Below are 18,095 nucleotides of genomic sequence, written 5' to 3'. Positions count from 1 at the left end.
TATCTATTGGTACTGTGTTTATTGTTGCAATTATGGAAACACTTTATGTGCGAACAAAAGATGAAACCTATAAAAAAATGGCAAAATTTTGGGCTCAAATCATGTTGCTTAGTTTCGCAGTCGGAGTAGTGACAGGGATCATTCAAGAGTTCCAATTTGGAATGAACTGGTCAGACTACTCACGTTTTGTCGGAGATATTTTTGGTGCACCACTTGCAGTTGAAGCATTGCTTGCCTTTTTCTTAGAATCAACTTTCTTAGGCTTGTGGATGTTTACGTGGGATCGGGTAAAACCAGGTGTGCATGCATTGTTTATTTGGTTGGTTGGATTTGGTTCATTGATGTCAGCTTTTTGGATCATCGTGGCCAATGCCTTTATGCAACATCCTAAAGGCTACCAAATTGAAAATGGTCGTGCCGTTATGAACGACTTTAGTGCTTTATTGAAAAATCCACAGTTGTGGTATGAATTTTCTCACGTAATCGCAGCAGCTATCTTAACTGGTGGGATCGTGGTGGCCGGACTTTCAGCATTTAGAGTGTTGAAGAAAAAAGATCTATCTGCTGTATCTGAAAAAATCTATAAAAAATCATTGCGCGTAGGATTAGTTGTCTCTTTAGTTGGTTCAATCGCAGTACTAACAGCTGGGGATTTCCAAATGAAGGCTTTAGTAGAAGATCAACCAATGAAATTTGCTGCAACAGAAGGTCTATATGAAACTTCTGGTGATCCAGCATCTTGGACATTGATCGCTTGGGCAAATGAAGCGAAAAAAGAACGCGTATTTGGAATCGAAGTTCCTTATATGTTAAGTATTCTTTCTTACCATAAACTATCTGGTTCGGTTGAAGGAATGAATGAAATCAATAAACAATTAGTAGCAGAATATGGAGATCGTAACTATTATCCTCCAGTAAATACGCTGTTCTGGACATTCCGTATCATGGCAGGATTTGGTGCGTTGATGTTTGTTGTATCAGCTTTAGGCTTATTCTTAACACGTAAGAAAAAACCAGTATTATACGAGAAAAAATGGTTATTGTGGGTGCTTGGGCTGATGACTTTTGCACCGTTCTTAGCGAATACTTCAGGTTGGTTAGTAACAGAATTAGGTCGTTATCCTTGGACTGTTTATGGTTTATTTACAATCGAACAAAGTGTTTCGCCTAATGTTTCTGTAGCTTCCTTGATGTTCTCAAATACAGTATACTTCTTACTATTTGCAGGGCTTGGTGCTACAATGGTGTACTTAGTTGTTCGTGAATTGAAAAAAGGTCCAGAATATGTGGACCATCAACACGCTGCGGATGCAAAACCAGCCATTGATCCATTTGATGGAGGTGCATTCTAATGTCTACATTACAGTTAGTTTGGTTTATATTGATTGGTGTATTATTTTCAGGTTTCTTCTTTTTAGAGGGATTTGACTTTGGTGTTGGAATGGCTGTTCAAACACTAGCACATAATGATGAAGAACAAGATCAAGTAATCAATACGATCGGTCCTGTTTGGGATGGAAATGAAGTGTGGCTATTAACAGCAGGTGGCGCGATGTTCGCTTCATTCCCATACTGGTATGCTTCATTATTTAGTGGTTACTATCTGATTTTATTTATTATCTTATTTGGATTGATTATTCGTGGAGTATCTTTTGAATTTCGTCATAAAGTTCCGGAAAAAAACAAAAATTTCTGGAATTGGACATTGACGATCGGAAGTACAATCGTTCCATTTTTCTTTGGAATCTTGTTCATCAGTATGATCCAAGGAATGCCAATCGATGCTAGTGGAAATCTTTCTGCGACTTTTACAGATTATATCAATGTATTTTCTGTAGTCGGTGGTGTTGCCTTAACGTTACTTTCTTATTTACATGGATTGAACTATATTTCATTAAAAACAGAAGGCCCAGTACGTGAACGTGCGCGTAACTATGCAAAAGCATTATATGCAGTACTTTATGTTGGGTTAGTAGCATTTGCTGTTTTGATGTATTTCCAAACAGATTTCTATGAAAAACATTTTGCAACGACACTAGGCTTGACGATTGTGATCGTAGTCTTAACTGTTATTGCGAATATCTCTGTCTTTAAAGAAAAAGAACTACTAGCCTTTTTAGCTAGTGGATTTACAATGATTGCACTAGTTGCATTGTTGTTTACGGGATTATTCCCACGTGTGATGGTTAGCTCAATTAGTAGTGATTATGACTTGTTGATCAAAACAGCATCATCTTCACCATATACATTGAAAATCATGACATACATGTCGTTTACGTTGTTGCCATTTGTGTTAGCCTATACAGCTTGGGCTTACTATGTGTTTAGAAAACGAGTAACGGTCAATATGAAAGGATATTAAGAATGATTGATAAAGCGATTATGCGCTTGCCCAACATTCGTAAGATCATGGGAGTGCTTGCAGGATATGCTATCTTGCAAGCTCTCTTTATAATTGGACAAGCTTATACGCTTGCAACAGTGATCACTCGATTATGGGAAGGGCAAAAATTAAGCGCACAACTACTCATGATGGTAGCTTTTTTTGTTTGTTATGCAGCAAGGCATGCAGTCACTTATTTAAGAGACAAATTATTGGATCGCTTTGCTCAGGAACAAGCAAAAAATCTACGACATGATTTACTGCAAAAAATATTTCGTGTAGGACCTACGTTAGTACAAGAACAAGGAACTGGAAATGTGATCACGATGGCTTTAGAAGGGATTTCTAAAGTAGAAAATTATATTCATTTGATTTTAGCGAAAGTCATGAATATGATGATCATTCCTTGGATGATCTTGGCCGTAGTTTTTTTATTAGATTGGGAATCTGGTGTCGTATTGATTTTGGTTTTTCCTTTGATTATCGTATTTATGATTATTTTAGGATATGCAGCACAGGCTAAAGCCGATCGTCAGTACCACGCTTTTCAAGTATTGTCGAACCATTTTATCGATTCGTTACGTGGGATCGATACCTTGAAGATTTTTGGGTTGAGTAAACGCTATGGAAAAAGTATCTACAATACCAGTGAAGAATTTCGTAAAGCGACCATGAGCACATTGCGTATTGGGATTTTATCGACTTTTGCTTTAGATTTTTTTACTACTTTATCTGTAGCGATCGTTGCCGTTTTACTTGGTTTACGTTTGATCAATGAAGGGATCTTATTATTCCCCGCATTGACAGTACTGATCTTATCTCCAGAATATTTTTTACCAGTACGTGATTTTTCAAGTGATTACCATGCAACGCTAGATGGTAAAAATGCGATGACAGCAATTAGAGAAGTACTAGAATTACCAGAAATCGAAGTTGAAAAGAAAGCTTTGGCAGAAGTCAATCAACAAACGACACTCGAATTGGAGCACATCACATTTGCCTATGATGAAAATCCAACATTATATCCTTTTGATCTATCTTTGAAAGGTGTACAAAAAGTCGGAATTATTGGAATGAGTGGTTCAGGGAAATCAACTTTGATTGACTTATTGAGTGGTTTTTTATCACCAAATGAGGGAGAAATCAAAATTGATGGTGTATCTGTAGCGAGTCTGGCGCAATCTGATTGGCAAAAACAAATGCTTTATATTCCACAAAATCCATATATTTTCCAATTGTCTTTACTAGAAAATATTACGTTTTATACACCCGATGCAACCCCTGATGCGATCGAAGAAGCCATCAAAGTCGCTGGTTTGACGGAATTGGTTGCGGAATTACCCGAAGGATTAAACACTCAGATCGGAGACGGTGCAAGAGCACTAAGTGGAGGCCAGGCTCAAAGGATCGCGCTAGCTAGGGCCTTTTTAGATAAAGAACGCCGCATCTTGTTATTAGATGAACCTACAGCGCATTTAGATATTGAAACAGAAGTAGAGATTAAAGAAAGAATGCTACCGTTAATGGAGAATCGACTTGTCTTTTTTGCTACGCATCGCTTGCATTGGATGCATCAGATGGATCATATCTTGGTATTAGAAGCTGGACATGTAGTTGAGCAAGGTAGTTTTGCTGAACTGACAGCAAAACGAGGCCATTTTTATGAACTAACTAAACAAATGAGGAGGGATCTAGATGCCTAAAATTCCTCTATTTAAGGCTTTTGAAAAAGATACTTGGGTGAAACCTTTTTTGCATCAATATAAACGTTCTTTATATTTAGCTTTGTTTTTAGGCTTTATGACGTTCTTTTGCGCGGGCGCATTGATGTTTGTCTCGGGGTATTTGATCAGTCGGGCTGCTTCGATTCCGGAGAATATTTTGTTGATCTATATTCCCATTGTGTTAACTCGTGCTTTCGGGATTGGTCGTCCGGTCTTTCGTTATATTGAACGGTTGACCAGTCATAACTGGGTGTTGCGTTTAACATCGACACTGCGTTTAAAATTATATACAGTGCTTGAAAAAGATGCGATTTTCTTTAAACGCAATTTTAAGATTGGCGATATTTTAGGTCTATTGGCAGAAGATATCAATCATATCGAAAATTTATATCTAAGAACGGTTTTCCCAACGATCATTGCTTGGATCTTATATGCTTTCGTCGTGATCGGATTAGGATTTTATTCTCTCTGGTTCGCGTTAGTGATGGCGTTGTTATTGTTTGTATTGGTATTTGTCTTTCCTTTGTATTCAGTATTATTAAACGGTGCACGTCAAGAAAAAGAAAAACAAGTCAAAAATGCTCTATATACAGATTTGACGGATAATGTAATGGGGGTTTCTGACTGGATTTTTAGTCAGCGTAGTCAAGATTACGTAAGTAGTTATGTTGAAAATGAGCAACAGCTTTACGATGTTCAAAATGAATTGCGCCATTTTAATCGAGTTCGTAATTTTATTTTGCAACTGTATATCGGATTGATCGCGATTAGTTTGATTTTGTGGACGAGTCAGCGTTTTGTGGGCGATCATGGTGGAGCTGCTAACTGGATTGCAGCTTTTGTATTGAGCTTGTTTCCATTGGTCGATGCATTTGCCGTCTTATCAGATGCAGCGCAAGAAACGAATATCTATAAAGATTCTTTAGATCGTTTAAATCATTTAGAAGAAAAAGCTGAAGTGACTCCTGTAGCGCTTCCTGAAAATCAACAGCTCGATATTCGCGTAGAAGACGTTACGTTTCATTATCCCAATGAATCAAAACTTGTTTTAGATCATCTCGAACTTAAGATTCCTAAAGGGCAAAAGATCGCGATCCTAGGACGAAGTGGTTCAGGAAAAAGCACTCTGGCTTCACTGATTCGTGGAGACCTAGTTCCTACTACTGGTCAGGTAACTTTAGCCGGTGTACCGACTAGTCAATTGGGTGATGCAATCGCAGAAGTAGTTGGAGTGATCCAACAAACACCTTATCTGTTTCGAACAACCATTTTAAACAATCTACGCCTAGGTAACGAAGAAGCTAGTGAGGATGAAGTCTGGGACGTTTTAGATCGTGTCGGATTAAAAAATCTAGTAAAACGTCTACCTGAGGGGTTACACACGATGGTCGATGAAGCTGGTTTGCGTTTTTCTGGTGGTGAACGCCATCGAATGGCTTTAGCTAGAATTTTATTAAAGGACACACCAATTGTTTTATTAGATGAACCCACAGTCGGTCTTGATCCAATTACTGAGCAAGCCTTGATCGATACGTTCTTTAGTCAATTATCAGATAAAACAGTGATTTGGATCACGCATCATTTGCAAGGGATCGATCAGATGCAACGAGTGATCTTTATTGAGAACGGTCAATTAGAATTGTCAGGTTCACCAAAAGAATTATTGGAAACAAGTCCAAGATATCGTAAATTAAAAGCAATCGATGAAGGACGATAAAAAAACATCGCTAACAGATATTCGTTTAAAACACTGGAATTCAGGTGCTTTAAACGCAATATCTAGCGATGTTTTTTTTAGATAAAAGCAACTCTGGAATCGGCTAAAGTAAGACTCCAATTTTTAGAATTTATGTGATAGCTCAATTCACCTACATAGCGTTCAAGTGGTACTTCTTTACTTGAAGCAAATTCTTGGTCCGTCAGATATAAGGGTAAATGAAATTCATGGGTATCTTTTGTTGCTTGATCAAAAGATAACACGATTCCTTCTTTAGTATAATCATGGATTTGTTTGATTACTTCTAAAGGGAGATCAGCAATGGACAAAGGTCGTTTAAAAAATGAGCGTTTGTCATTTAAATTCTCTAAGGTTTGTCGTTTGATTTTTCCAGCTAACACACGATAAAACTCATCTAGATAGCGATAGTAGATACGAGAGATTCGTTGTGGAAGATCAAAGTAAACAAAGTTATTTTGTAGTTTGTAAAAAAAGGGAGAGCGTAGATGCGTACGCGTGTGTCCAAAATAAAGTAACTCTGAAATCTCTAAAGGAGAAAGTTCGCGTAGCATGGACAGATCAGAAAAATCGATCCATTTATTTTCCTCGCCCAAACGTTGCTTGGCAACGATTTGCGCATACTGTTCAACCGCATCAACACCACGAACGATTTTTAAGCCAGTATGGGCTTCATAGTCTCCATAAGTCGAGGCGGGATTTAATAAAAGCAGATTTTTTGGGGGATGTACGATGCCTGTGTGAAAATCAGCAGCTTGTAGTCCTCTAGTCATGACAATATTACTTGTTGTATCAATATGGATATAAATTGATTGCTTCACAGGTGATCCCCCCTTTTTTTGCGTATTTCTTCAGTTTCTATTCTACAATAAAAAGTTCGAGTTTTATTTTAAGATTTGATTACAAGATAAGAATCATTCTTATTATTTGGGCACAAATAAAACTCAAACCTTGAAATCATGGTAAACTAAAGACAACTACACTCAAAGGAGGAGCCGATGAAAAAGAAAAAAGGTGTACTACATTGGGTTACCAATTTATTACTCGTTTTATTATTATTGATTGGATTGGCATTAGTGTTTAATAATCAAATCAAATACTTATTGATGTCTTGGAATACTTCAAAATACGATGTTTCTACGGTAACAGCTTCTGAAATCAAAGAGAATGAGAAAAAAACAGCTACGTTTGATTTTGATGCAGTACAGCCGTTAAGTACACAAGCGGTATTAGATGCACAATTTAGTAATAAACGCTTGCCGGTTATTGGTGGGATCGCGATTCCAAGCGTAGGCATCAATTTACCAATCTTCAAAGGATTAGCAAATGAAGCGTTATTATTTGGAGCAGGGACCTTTAGTGAGACACAAAAAATGGGTGAAGGAAACTATGCTTTAGCCAGTCATCGAACCGATCGTGCCGATCTATTGTTTACGCCGCTTGAAGAATTTGAAGTTGGGAATATGATCTATCTGACTGATCTTGTTAATATCTATTCTTACAAAGCATATGATAAACAACGGGTAGCTCCGACTAAAATCGAAGTCTTAGATGAAGTACCGAATAAAAAAATCGTCACACTAGTCACTTGTGGTGATCTTTCTGCAACCACACGAATTATCGTGCAAGGAGAATTGACTGCAGTGACACCGATAAAAGATGCGACTAAAGAGATGATGAGTGCATTCCAAATGGAACAACATACATATTAAGGAGGAAATATATGAGCGAATTTAGTTATGAGATCGTTGAAGAGATCGCCGTGCTTTCAGCTAATGCCAAAGGTTGGCAAAAAGAGTTGAATTTAGTGAGTTGGAACGGTCGCCCCCCAAAGTTTGATTTACGAGATTGGGGTCCAAATCATGAAAAAATGGGAAAAGGCATTACATTGACGAATGAAGAATTTGCAAGCCTAAAAACCATTATCACACAAATGTAATAAAGGAGAATGTCTGTGAAGAGTATGACAGGATTTGGTCGCGGTGAGGTCGAACGTGACCAAATGAGTGTTATTGTAGAAATCAAAAGCGTTAATCATCGTTTTTTAGATTGTCAGTTTCATATGCCAAGACGTCTAAATGAATTAGAAAGTACTTTACGTCAAAGCATCAAAGAATATATAGCTAGAGGTCGATTGGATATCTATATCACGATAGCATTAAAAACAGCTCTACCAAAAACGACTCAAATCGATTGGAATGCAATCGAGCAAATCATCGAAGAAACCAAAAAGGAAAGCCAATTAAGATTTGGAACGGTACCAAATCTCGAGCACTTACTCGAGCAAATGGTCTTAAAAGAAGAGTTTATCTTAATCGATGAGACTCCTTTAGAATTAGCTACTTATCAGGAATTAGTTCTTTTTGCGTTAGAAAAAGCGTTGCAGCATTTGGTAAAAAATCGACTTAGTGAAGGACAGCAGTTATCTGATACCATCAAAGCACAACAAGCTGTAATATTAGCTGAATATCAGGCAATCACCTTAAAAACAACGATCATCGAACAAGAACAAGAAGAAAAATTACTCACAGCTTTACGTCAACGAGTGGGAGATTTAGTAGACGAATCACGGATTTTAACTGAAGTTGCTGTGTTATTAGAGCGTGGGGATATCCATGAGGAACTTGACCGCTTAGCTGCGCATTTGACGCGGTTAACACAACTTCTAGAAAAAGCGACACCGATTGGACGTGAGTTAGACTTTTTGATTCAAGAGTTTAATCGTGAAGTCAACACAATCGGTTCGAAAACAACAAGTATCGACATCAAAAATCGTGTCGTCACGTTAAAAACAACGATTGAAAAAATGCGTGAACAAGTCCAAAATATAGAATAACAACGATTATGAGAAGGATTAAAGTAGTTTTTTAATCAAATTCTCGTTATAATGAAGTAGTTCTTGAAACTTCAATAAAAAAAGTGCACAATAGACGATAAGTATATTTTAGTGTGAAAGGACGTCGTTATGACAGAACGAGGACTATTGATCGTGCTATCTGGGCCTTCTGGTGTAGGTAAAGGAACGGTACGTAAAGCGATATTTGATAGCGAAGGAAATGATTTTCAGTATTCCATCTCAATGACGACTCGTCAAAAACGAGTTGGTGAAGTAGAGGGAGTCGATTATTATTTTCGTAGTCGCGAAGAGTTTGAAGCGTTAATTGCAGCTGGTGAAATGTTGGAGTACGCAGAGTACGTAGGAAATTATTATGGTACCCCATTATCTTATGTCCGCAAGACATTAGATGAAGGGAAAGATGTCTTTTTAGAGATCGAAGTACAAGGCGCGAAACAAGTTAAAGAAAAGATGCCAGATGGCGTGTTTATCTTTTTGACTCCTCCAGATCTAAGCGAATTACGCTCGCGTATTGTTGGTCGTGGAACAGATGATCTAGATGTGATCGATGCACGGATGAAGATTGCACGTGAGGAAATCGAAATGATGGCGCTATACGATTATGCTGTTGTAAATGATCAAGTGCCACTAGCTGTTGAACGAATCAAAAAAATCATTGATACCGAACATGTCAGAGTCGATCGCGTGATTGGTAAATATAGAAAAATGTTAGAGGAGTTGTAAACCATATGATGTTAAAACCATCTATCGATTCATTATTGGATCGTGTGAATTCAAAGTATTCATTAGTTATTTTAGCAAGTAAACGCGCTCATGAACTAGATGCTGGGGCGAACGCTACATTGGAAAGTTTCGAATCAGTTAAAAGTGTGGGACAAGCATTAGAAGAAATCGATGCCGAAACAGTTATCGTAGATCCACATCCAGAAGTAAAACGCGCGCGCATTCGTTTAGAAGAAGAAGAACGCAAAGCGAAAAAAGAACAAGAACAAAAAGAATTAGAACAACGCATTCGTCAAGAACAAAAATTATAATTATTTTTTGGGGACAGAGTTTGGTAGCTAACCATGCTCTGTCTATTCTTTTTCTTTAGAGAAACTTAGTGAAGTTCTTTTTGTCAATTAAAGACAAACGCGAAGAAGTTTAGTAAAATAAGGCCAGATAAGGAGGGCGTTCGATGGAAAAAGTAGCAGAAATCATTGTGGACGTACCGACTAGACAGACCGATCAGCCATTTAGTTATGCGATTCCAAGTGAAATGAAGGAAGTACTAGAAATCGGGATGCGTGTAGAAGTTCCCTTTGGTAATGGAAATCGACAGATCCAAGGCTTCGTAGTAGGGTTTGATGAACAAGCAGATACTAGCGGGCTCAAACCGATTACGCGATGCATTGATCTAGCACCGGTAATCAATAAAGAACTTTTAGCATTAGCTGAGTATATGCGTAACCAAACATTTTCATTTAAAATCACATGCTTGCAAACGATGTTACCAAGTGTGATGAAAGCGAAGTATGAAAAACTAATCGTACGACTTAAAGCCCATCCTGAAAGCGACGCGCGTTTATTCCAACATGGTGAAACGATCGCATTTGAAGAAGCTTTAGTTTCTGTACATCAAATCAAACAATGGCGTGACCAAGGGATTATTGATATCGACTATTTAGTGAAACAACAAAATCGTGCACGGACGATCCGTCATGTTCGTTCTTTGGTTACACAAGCTAATTTTCCAACCTTTGCCTCGACAATCCGCAAAGGTGCGAAAAGAAAAGTCCAGTTACTTGACTTATTGACACGTCACGAGCAAAAGCCAGCTAGCTTTTATACGGAACAAGGAATTAGCGCCACAGTACTTAAACATGCACAGCAAGAAGGTTGGCTCGAATTTTTTGAAGTCGAATCTTATCGCGATCCTTATGCCAACCGTCAGTTTGAACAAACGCAAGCGTTCGTATTGAATGATGAACAAGCCCTTGCTGTAAATGAACTTTTGGCGGCAAAAGCCCATCAAGTATTTCTACTAGAAGGTATCACAGGAAGCGGTAAGACTGAAGTCTATCTCCAAACGATTGCTTCAGTCTTAGAAAAAGGTCAGACAGCCATGATGTTGGTTCCTGAGATCGCATTGACGCCACAAATGGTGGAACGGTTTAAAGGCCGTTTTGGTGAAGCAGTAGCGGTATTACATAGTGGATTATCGAAAGGGGAAAAATACGACGAGTGGCGTAAAATCGAGCGTAATGAAGCACAGGTCGTAGTGGGGGCACGTTCAGCCGTGTTTGCACCACTAGAAAATCTTGGTGTAGTGATTGTTGATGAAGAACATGAAGCCAGTTACAAGCAAGAAGAAAGCCCACGCTATCATGCTCGTGATTTGGCGATTTGGCGTGCACGTTATCACGATTGTCCGATTGTACTTGGTAGTGCGACTCCTTCGCTAGAATCAAGAGCACGTGCACAAAAAGGCGTTTATCGCTTTTTAAAACTAACCAAACGTGGCAATAAAGCCGCTTTACTACCTCAAGTCGAAATTGTAGATATGCGTGAAGAAATGATCTATCAAGGAACGGAAACTTTTTCAAGAGTACTGCAAGATAAAATTCGTGATCGTCTGTTGAAAAAAGAACAAATCGTCTTATTGCTAAATCGCCGTGGATATTCTTCTTTTGTGATGTGTCGCGATTGTGGCTTTGTGCTACCGTGTCCAAATTGTGACATTTCATTAACGTTGCATATGGATACTAAAACGATGCGATGTCATTACTGTGGACATGAAGAACAGATCCCAAACCGTTGTCCAAGCTGTCAAGGTAGTAAGATTCGCTATTATGGTACGGGAACGCAAAAAGTCGAAGCAGAATTGCAACAATTGTTCCCAGAAGCTGCTATTTTACGAATGGACGTTGATACGACTCGTAAAAAAGGAGCACATGAAAAGCTATTACGTGAGTTTGGTGAAAAAAAAGCATCGATTTTACTTGGGACACAAATGATTGCCAAAGGGCTCGATTTTCCAGATATTACATTAGTAGGTGTGCTAAATGCCGATACCTCATTAAATCTACCTGATTTTCGTTCAAGTGAACGCACATTTCAATTGCTAACCCAAGTAAGTGGACGAGCAGGGCGAGCAGATAAATTAGGTGAAGTCGTGATCCAAACGTTCAATCCGGATCATCATGCGATCATTTTGGCACAACAACAAAATTACGAGCGATTTTACCAACAAGAAATGTTTATTCGACATGAAACAGGTTATCCACCTTACTATTTTACAATCAAAGTAGTCGCAAGCCATGAAAAAGAAGAAATCGCAGCGAAAAAAATGTATCAGATCTATCAACAACTGACACAAGTATTAAGTCCTAATGCACGTTTATTAGGACCAACACCAAGTGCGATCTTGCGTATTAAAAATCGCTATTATTATCAATTGATCATCAAATATAAACAAGAACCTAATCTAGTTCCAACATTACAAGAGATTATGCAGTCTAGTCAGTTAGACCAAAGAAGTGGCTTATTTCTTTCAATCGATAATGAGCCATTATCATTTATTTAAAGGAGGTAGCTATGCGCTATCCTATTTTGATCCATCCAGATGAACAGTTAAGAAAGCCTTGTGAGCCGATCGACCAAATTACAGATGAATTGGTCGTATTATTAGAAGATATGTATGAAACAATGGTTGCCCACGATGGTGTCGGCATTGCTGCACCACAAATCGGCAAAAATATCCAAGTTGCTGTAGTTGAAGTAGAAGAAAATGATCGCTTTGAATTGATCAACCCACGAATCGTTGATCGTAAAGGTAAAGATATCGATATCGAAGGTTGCTTAAGTATGCCGCATGTTTTTGGTACAGTAGAACGAGCTGAAGAAATCACTGTTCGTTATTTTGATCGTGATGGCGATGAAATCGAAGTGACAGCTTTTGGCTATTTGGCTAGAGCGATCCAACACGAAATCGATCACTTACATGGTATCTTATTTACAGATAAAGTGATCGAACGAATCGCTGAAGAAGATTTAGAATCTTATTATGAGGAGCATGCAGATGACTAAAATTGTATTTATGGGAACACCCGCGTTCTCAGTTCCGATTTTACAAGGATTGGTAGAATCGGGATATGAGGTCGTAGCGGTAGTGACACAACCAGACCGTCCAGTTGGGCGAAAAAAAATTATTCAAGCAACTCCAGTTAAAGAAGCTGCTGTAGCATTGAATATTCCAGTATTGCAACCAGAAAAAATTTCCGGTTCACCTGAAGTAGCGATGATCGAAGAATTTGCACCAGACTTGATCGTGACAGCTGCTTTTGGTCAGTTTCTACCCCAAAGTGTACTGTCGATTCCTAAAATCGCAGCTATTAATGTGCATGCTTCCTTATTGCCTAAATATCGCGGTGGTGCTCCTGTCCATTACGCAATTATGGATGGAGAAGAAAAAACGGGTGTGACGATCATGGAAATGATCAAAAAAATGGACGCCGGTGGAATCTATGCACAAAAAGCGATCCCAATCACTAAAGAAGATAATGTGGGAATCATGTTCGATAAATTGAGTGTTATAGGTCGTGAGTTACTACTTGAAAGTTTACCAGCAATCATCGATGGTAAAATCCCAACACCACAAGACGAGACTCAAGTGACATTTTCACCGAATATCACTAGAGAACAAGAAGCAATCGACTGGGAGAAAACCGCTGAACAGATCGATTGTCAAGTTCGTGGTATGTTTCCTTGGCCGATCGCTTTTACGACGTACCAAGATGTTCGCTGGAAGATTCGCAAAGTACGTGTCGTGTCAGAAACGACTGATCAAAAACCAGGGACGATTATCAAGCGTACGAAGCAAGAATTATGGATTGCCTGTGGAAAACAAACAATCCTAGCAATCGAAGAGTTACAACCAGCAGGTAAAAGTGTACAGCCGATAAAAGCATTTTTAAATGGTGCTGGTCAACATATTCAACAAACAGATAAGGTAGGGAATGCATGAAACAATCGATTGAAAAAACAGTCCGTTTTGTCGCACTTTCATTGATTGAACGTGTCGAAAAAGGTGGCGCTTATTCTAATTTACTGATTAAAGAAGAAATTGAACGCAATCAACTGAACGAAAAAGACGCGCGTTTACTTACGGAATTAGTCTACGGAACCATTAGTAATCAGTTACGCTTAGATTTTTATCTAGCACCTTTTTTAAAAAAAGCAAAAAAGGTCCATCCATGGGTACAACAACTTTTACGGTTGTCGATTTATCAATTGGAATTTTTAGATAAAGTTCCAACGCATGCGATTTTTAATGAAGCAGTAGAAATCGCTAAACATCGGGGTAATCCTGGTATCGGTAAATTTGTAAATGGCGTACTGCGAACATTTCAACGTCAAGGTGCACCCACTTTAGATACGTTGAGTGGGAATATGCGCTTATCGATCGAATTTAGTTTACCGATGTGGTTAGTAGATCGTTTAGTAGCACAAATCGGTTATGAACAAACAAGTTTACTTGGTGAATCTTTGATGCGCCCGAGTCATGTAAGTGCTCGGATCGATACGCGTCAAATTTCACGGAAAAAAGCCATCGATTTCCTACACGATGAAGGATTAGAAGTTCGTGAAAGCTATCTCTCAAAATATGGTGTTGTTGCTGAAAAAGGATTTTTAGCCAAAAGCAACTTGTTTAAATCAGGAAAAATGACGATCCAAGATGAAAGCTCGATGCTTGTAGCTCCTGTGATGCAGATTGAAGCAGAGCACCAAGTATTAGATGCCTGTGCCGCACCGGGAGGGAAAACCACTCATATCGCAACGTTCTTAGATCAAGAAAAAGGTGGCCGAGTAACCGCATTAGATATTCATGCCCATAAAGTAAAACTAATCGAAGAAAATGCAGCTAGACTTCATGTTGAAGATGTTGTTTGGGCTGAGAAGATGGATGCTAGAGAGGCTAGTGAACGTTTTGAAGCAGAAACGTTTGATCGAATCTTAGTCGATGCGCCTTGTTCAGGTCTAGGATTGATCCGTCGTAAGCCAGACATTAAATTTAGCAAAAAAGAACAGGATTTTGCGAACTTGCCAAACATCCAGCTTGCGATTTTAGAAAGTGTTGCGCCAACTCTAAAAAAAGACGGTATTTTAGTTTATAGTACTTGTACGATTTTAGATCAAGAAAACAAAGAAGTAGTCGATACCTTTTTGGCCAAACATCCAGAGTTTGAAAAAATAACACCTAAAGTCAATCACTATGTACAATCTGAAATTCAAGAAGATTTATTAACGATCTATCCACATACATTCCACACAGATGGCTTTTTTATCAGCTGTTTAAGAAAAAAATAACGAGGTGAAGGAGATATGGAAGTTTCTTTTTTAAGTGACGTCGGTCAAAAACGAAATAGCAATCAAGATTATGCCCAGACCTTCCTAAATCAAAAAGGGTATTTGCTAGCGCTATTAGCAGACGGGATGGGAGGCCATCAAGCAGGCGATGTTGCCAGTCGTCAAACTGTTGAAGACATCGGCAAAAGTTGGGAAGCCACTGATATCGCAGATTGCGAACTAGCAACACGTTGGCTGATCAAAGTTATCCAACAAGAAAATAAAATGATCCACGAACTAGGTAAATCACAACCAGAATTAAGTGGAATGGGAACTACGATCGTAGCTGTTTGTGTGATTGGCGATCAATTCGCACTCGCACATGTGGGAGACAGTCGAATGTATCTCTTGCGCGAACGCGAGCTGATCCAATTGACTGAAGACCATTCTTTAGTTAATGAATTAGTTAAAACTGGAGAAATCACTCCAGAGATGGCGATCAATCATCCACGTAAAAATATTTTAACACGTTCGATTGGAATGCCTGGATTAGTCGATGTGGACGTAACAAGTCACTTTTTACGTGCACATGACTATTTACTATTATGTTCTGATGGCTTAACAAATATGCTATCAGATGCTGAAATCAAACAAATTATTGAAGATTATCCAACTATGAAAGAGCGTGTTGAAACCTTAGTTGAAGGCGCAAACTTTCGAGGAGGCCTTGATAATATTACAGCAATTTTGATTCATTATGGAGGTGAAGCACATGTTTGATATTGGCAAAACCTTCGATGATCGCTACCAGATTATTGGCAATATCGGTAGTGGTGGTATGGCAAATGTCTTTTTAGCGAAAGATTTGATTTTGGATCGTGAAGTGGCAGTCAAGGTCTTACGTTTTGACTTTCAAAATGATCAAAATGCCATTCGTCGCTTCCAACGAGAAGCACTAGCAGCTACTGAATTGGTTCATCCAAATATCGTATCGGTCTATGATGTTGGAGAGGAAAATAATCAACAATACCTTGTCATGGAATTTGTAAAAGGGATGGATCTGAAACGTTATATTCAAACCCAATCACCAATTGCCTATGAAAAAGTCGTCGACATTATGGATCAAATTTTATCTGCGGTCACTTTAGCGCATGAACATCGTATTATTCATCGTGACTTAAAGCCGCAAAATATTTTGATCAATGAAGAAGGCGTTGTGAAGATCACAGATTTTGGGATCGCGATTGCCTTATCCGAAACGTCAATTACCCAAACCAACTCGATGTTAGGATCGGTGCATTATTTATCACCTGAACAAGCGCGAGGTTCGATGGCCACTAGCCAATCAGATATCTATGCGATGGGAATCATTTTATTTGAGATGTTGACTGGAAGTGTTCCATTTGACGGCGAGTCAGCGGTCACGATCGCTTTAAAACATTTTCAAGATGAAATGCCTTCTGTTCACCAATTTGATGGTGCGATCCCACAGGCATTGGAAAATGTCGTGTTAAAAGCGACTGCTAAAAATCCAGAAGATCGTTATAAAACAACACAAGAGATGCAAAATGATTTAAATACCGCATTATCTCCTGCACGAGCAAACGAAGCCAAATGGACACCGCTTCCTGAAGGGCCACTAGTAGAAACTAAAGAGTTAGAACCTGTAGCGCCTATTCGTCCTGAAGTGGAGCAAGTTGCGGTCCAATCAGAACCAGAACACAAAGTAGAAGAACAACCCAACAAACCTACGAAGAAAAAACGTTGGTGGTTAAGTATTCCCATTATTGTATTGATCTTATGTTTGATCGGTGGGGTCTATTGGGTCGTAGCGGGAACCAATCAATCGATCGCAATTCCTGATGTAGCAAAACTAGACGAGACAGCAGCTATCAATAAATTGACACAAGCTGGTCTGACTGTTTCAAATTCTAGTAAAGAAATCGCTAGTGAAACGATCGAAGCTGGACAAGTCGTTAAAACGGATCCAGAAATTGGTGTTGAAGTGAAAAAAACAACGCCGATTACACTATATATCTCAACAGGAAAAGCTACTGTGAAGATGTTAGATTATGAAAATAAAACATTAGACGATGCCAAACAAACGCTACTTAATGCTGGATTTAAAAAGAAAAATATTACGACTACTGAAGAATATAGTTCCGATGTAGAAAAAGGTAAGATCATTTCGCAAACACCAGATGCAGATGAAGAAGTGGTAGCGGATGAAACGCAAGTGGAATTTGTGATCAGTAAGGGGCCTGAACCAGTGATGATGCCGGATTTGACTGGTCTGACTGAAACGCAAGCCTACCAAAGAATGGCAGCAAATGGTTTATCTGCAAATAGCTTGACGATGTCTGATGAAGTCTTTAGCGATCAGCCAAAAGGTACGATCATTTCACAAACACCAGCTTATGGTGAAGATGTTTTACCAGGCGATACTAGTGTCACGTATGTCTTAAGTAAAGGTGTGGAAACAATTACGGTACCTGACGTGACGGGCAAAACCAAGTCAGATGCGGAAAAAGCATTAAAAGATGCTGGATTAACAAGTACTTCGACTGAGGAGTATGATGATACGGTAGCTGAAGGAAAAGTAATTAGTATGACGCCAACTGGCGAAGTCGCAAAAGGCAGCCAAGTTGCTTTAGTGATTTCAAAAGGCAAAGAACCAGCTGACAAAACTTTTACAATCGACGTCAAAGGACAATTCGATACTAAAGGCGAAGCAAGTCAAACAATCACGGTATCAGTATCAGATGCGAATGCAACAAGTGGCCGCCAAATCGATCAATACGTTCTTACCAAAGAGAATCCAACGTATAATCGTTCATTAACGATCACTGTTAAAGAAGGTCAAAAAGCTAAAATCACGATTACTCGTGATGGGAAAGAAGTAGTATCAAAAGAAGTTTCTCAAGCTTCAGATGGTCCGATTACGATTCCAAATTAAAGAAAATAGGTGTAGCTATAAGCAATAAGTTACTTCTAAAATAGCGTTTATGTGGTTTTTAGGGAGTGTGACAGAAATCTGTCGCACTCTCTTTTTGTAATTATTTGTCTAAT

16 protein-coding genes are annotated in these 18,095 nt (G+C 38.7%); 15 read left to right on the top strand and 1 reads right to left on the bottom strand.

What is annotated here, in order from left to right; genetic code table 11:
• From QZ413_RS07785 to cydC, 4 genes are all read left to right on the top strand, one after another.
• On the top strand, positions 1-1,352 hold a 1,352-nt coding region (locus tag QZ413_RS07785; RefSeq protein WP_297078959.1), incomplete at its 5' end, for a cytochrome ubiquinol oxidase subunit I.
• Positions 1,352-2,362: a cytochrome d ubiquinol oxidase subunit II gene (gene cydB / locus QZ413_RS07780; protein ID WP_297078958.1), complete on the top strand. Its 1,011-nt coding sequence runs from the start codon at positions 1,352-1,354 to the stop codon at positions 2,360-2,362. The genes QZ413_RS07785 and cydB, both read left to right, overlap by 1 nt.
• Positions 2,363-2,364: 2 nt before the next feature.
• Entirely contained in the window at positions 2,365-4,086 is a 1,722-nt protein-coding gene (cydD, locus tag QZ413_RS07775) for a thiol reductant ABC exporter subunit CydD (protein ID WP_297078957.1), read from the top strand.
• On the top strand, positions 4,079-5,824 hold the full coding sequence (gene cydC, locus QZ413_RS07770; RefSeq protein ID WP_297078955.1) for a thiol reductant ABC exporter subunit CydC: 1,746 nt from the start codon (positions 4,079-4,081) through the stop codon (positions 5,822-5,824). The genes cydD and cydC overlap by 8 nt, the downstream gene beginning before the upstream one ends.
• 77 nt (positions 5,825-5,901) lie before the next feature.
• On the opposite strand, the gene QZ413_RS07765 is transcribed toward cydC, so the two are convergent.
• On the bottom strand, positions 5,902-6,663 hold the full coding sequence (locus tag QZ413_RS07765) for a hypothetical protein (RefSeq protein ID WP_297078953.1): 762 nt from the start codon (positions 6,661-6,663) through the stop codon (positions 5,902-5,904).
• 177 nt (positions 6,664-6,840) lie between these two features.
• Between QZ413_RS07765 and QZ413_RS07760 the strand changes: the two genes are divergently transcribed.
• The 11 genes from QZ413_RS07760 to pknB all read left to right on the top strand — a co-directional run bounded on the left by QZ413_RS07760 (position 6,841) and on the right by pknB (position 17,982).
• The gene (locus QZ413_RS07760) at positions 6,841-7,554 is read left to right on the top strand and encodes a class A sortase (protein WP_297078951.1); all 714 of its coding nucleotides are present in this window, start codon (positions 6,841-6,843) and stop codon (positions 7,552-7,554) included.
• An 11-nt stretch (positions 7,555-7,565) separates the two neighbouring features.
• Positions 7,566-7,781 (top strand): YdbC family protein, encoded by a 216-nt coding sequence (locus QZ413_RS07755; RefSeq protein ID WP_297078950.1) that lies wholly within the window; start codon positions 7,566-7,568, stop codon positions 7,779-7,781.
• Between the two features lie 24 nt (positions 7,782-7,805).
• Positions 7,806-8,678 carry a YicC/YloC family endoribonuclease gene (locus tag QZ413_RS07750; protein ID WP_297078963.1) on the top strand — a complete coding sequence of 291 codons (873 nt, stop codon included), beginning with the start codon at positions 7,806-7,808 and terminating at the stop codon, positions 8,676-8,678.
• A 129-nt stretch (positions 8,679-8,807) separates the two neighbouring features.
• Positions 8,808-9,422, top strand: coding sequence for a guanylate kinase (gene gmk, locus QZ413_RS07745; protein ID WP_297078949.1), 615 nt, complete (start codon positions 8,808-8,810; stop codon positions 9,420-9,422).
• A 5-nt stretch (positions 9,423-9,427) separates the two neighbouring features.
• On the top strand, positions 9,428-9,733 hold the full coding sequence (rpoZ, locus tag QZ413_RS07740; protein WP_297078947.1) for a DNA-directed RNA polymerase subunit omega: 306 nt from the start codon (positions 9,428-9,430) through the stop codon (positions 9,731-9,733).
• A 143-nt stretch (positions 9,734-9,876) separates the two neighbouring features.
• Complete coding sequence (priA, locus tag QZ413_RS07735; protein ID WP_297078944.1) at positions 9,877-12,264, top strand: primosomal protein N'; 2,388 nt, start codon at positions 9,877-9,879, stop codon at positions 12,262-12,264.
• Positions 12,265-12,275: 11 nt separating this feature from the next.
• Positions 12,276-12,767, top strand: a complete 492-nt coding sequence (gene def, locus QZ413_RS07730) for a peptide deformylase (protein WP_297078943.1) — start codon at positions 12,276-12,278, stop codon at positions 12,765-12,767.
• On the top strand, positions 12,760-13,704 hold the full coding sequence (fmt, locus tag QZ413_RS07725; protein WP_297078941.1) for a methionyl-tRNA formyltransferase: 945 nt from the start codon (positions 12,760-12,762) through the stop codon (positions 13,702-13,704). The genes def and fmt overlap by 8 nt, the downstream gene beginning before the upstream one ends.
• Entirely contained in the window at positions 13,701-15,047 is a 1,347-nt protein-coding gene (rsmB, locus tag QZ413_RS07720) for a 16S rRNA (cytosine(967)-C(5))-methyltransferase RsmB (protein WP_297078940.1), read from the top strand. Before fmt ends, rsmB begins: the two co-directional genes overlap by 4 nt.
• Before the next feature lie 15 nt (positions 15,048-15,062).
• Positions 15,063-15,806: a Stp1/IreP family PP2C-type Ser/Thr phosphatase gene (locus QZ413_RS07715; RefSeq protein ID WP_297078938.1), complete on the top strand. Its 744-nt coding sequence runs from the start codon at positions 15,063-15,065 to the stop codon at positions 15,804-15,806.
• Positions 15,799-17,982 carry a Stk1 family PASTA domain-containing Ser/Thr kinase gene (gene pknB, locus QZ413_RS07710; RefSeq protein WP_297078936.1) on the top strand — a complete coding sequence of 728 codons (2,184 nt, stop codon included), beginning with the start codon at positions 15,799-15,801 and terminating at the stop codon, positions 17,980-17,982. The genes QZ413_RS07715 and pknB overlap by 8 nt, the downstream gene beginning before the upstream one ends.
• Positions 17,983-18,095 lie beyond the last annotated feature (113 nt).

The organism is uncultured Enterococcus sp. (genome assembly GCF_913775425.1).
GTDB lineage: Bacteria > Bacillota > Bacilli > Lactobacillales > Enterococcaceae > Enterococcus_G.
Note: the sequence above shows the minus strand (reverse complement) of the source record. Positions and strands in the feature narration are given on the sequence as shown.

Coding starts and splice junctions, on each gene's coding strand:
- cydB (WP_297078958.1), top strand. CDS start 1,352: ATGTCTACATTACAGTTAGTTTGGTTTATATTGATTGGTGTATTATTT.
- cydD (WP_297078957.1), top strand. CDS start 2,365: ATGATTGATAAAGCGATTATGCGCTTGCCCAACATTCGTAAGATCATG.
- cydC (WP_297078955.1), top strand. CDS start 4,079: ATGCCTAAAATTCCTCTATTTAAGGCTTTTGAAAAAGATACTTGGGTG.
- QZ413_RS07760 (WP_297078951.1), top strand. CDS start 6,841: ATGAAAAAGAAAAAAGGTGTACTACATTGGGTTACCAATTTATTACTC.
- QZ413_RS07755 (WP_297078950.1), top strand. CDS start 7,566: ATGAGCGAATTTAGTTATGAGATCGTTGAAGAGATCGCCGTGCTTTCA.
- QZ413_RS07750 (WP_297078963.1), top strand. CDS start 7,806: ATGACAGGATTTGGTCGCGGTGAGGTCGAACGTGACCAAATGAGTGTT.
- gmk (WP_297078949.1), top strand. CDS start 8,808: ATGACAGAACGAGGACTATTGATCGTGCTATCTGGGCCTTCTGGTGTA.
- rpoZ (WP_297078947.1), top strand. CDS start 9,428: ATGATGTTAAAACCATCTATCGATTCATTATTGGATCGTGTGAATTCA.
- priA (WP_297078944.1), top strand. CDS start 9,877: ATGGAAAAAGTAGCAGAAATCATTGTGGACGTACCGACTAGACAGACC.
- def (WP_297078943.1), top strand. CDS start 12,276: ATGCGCTATCCTATTTTGATCCATCCAGATGAACAGTTAAGAAAGCCT.
- fmt (WP_297078941.1), top strand. CDS start 12,760: ATGACTAAAATTGTATTTATGGGAACACCCGCGTTCTCAGTTCCGATT.
- rsmB (WP_297078940.1), top strand. CDS start 13,701: ATGAAACAATCGATTGAAAAAACAGTCCGTTTTGTCGCACTTTCATTG.
- QZ413_RS07715 (WP_297078938.1), top strand. CDS start 15,063: ATGGAAGTTTCTTTTTTAAGTGACGTCGGTCAAAAACGAAATAGCAAT.
- pknB (WP_297078936.1), top strand. CDS start 15,799: ATGTTTGATATTGGCAAAACCTTCGATGATCGCTACCAGATTATTGGC.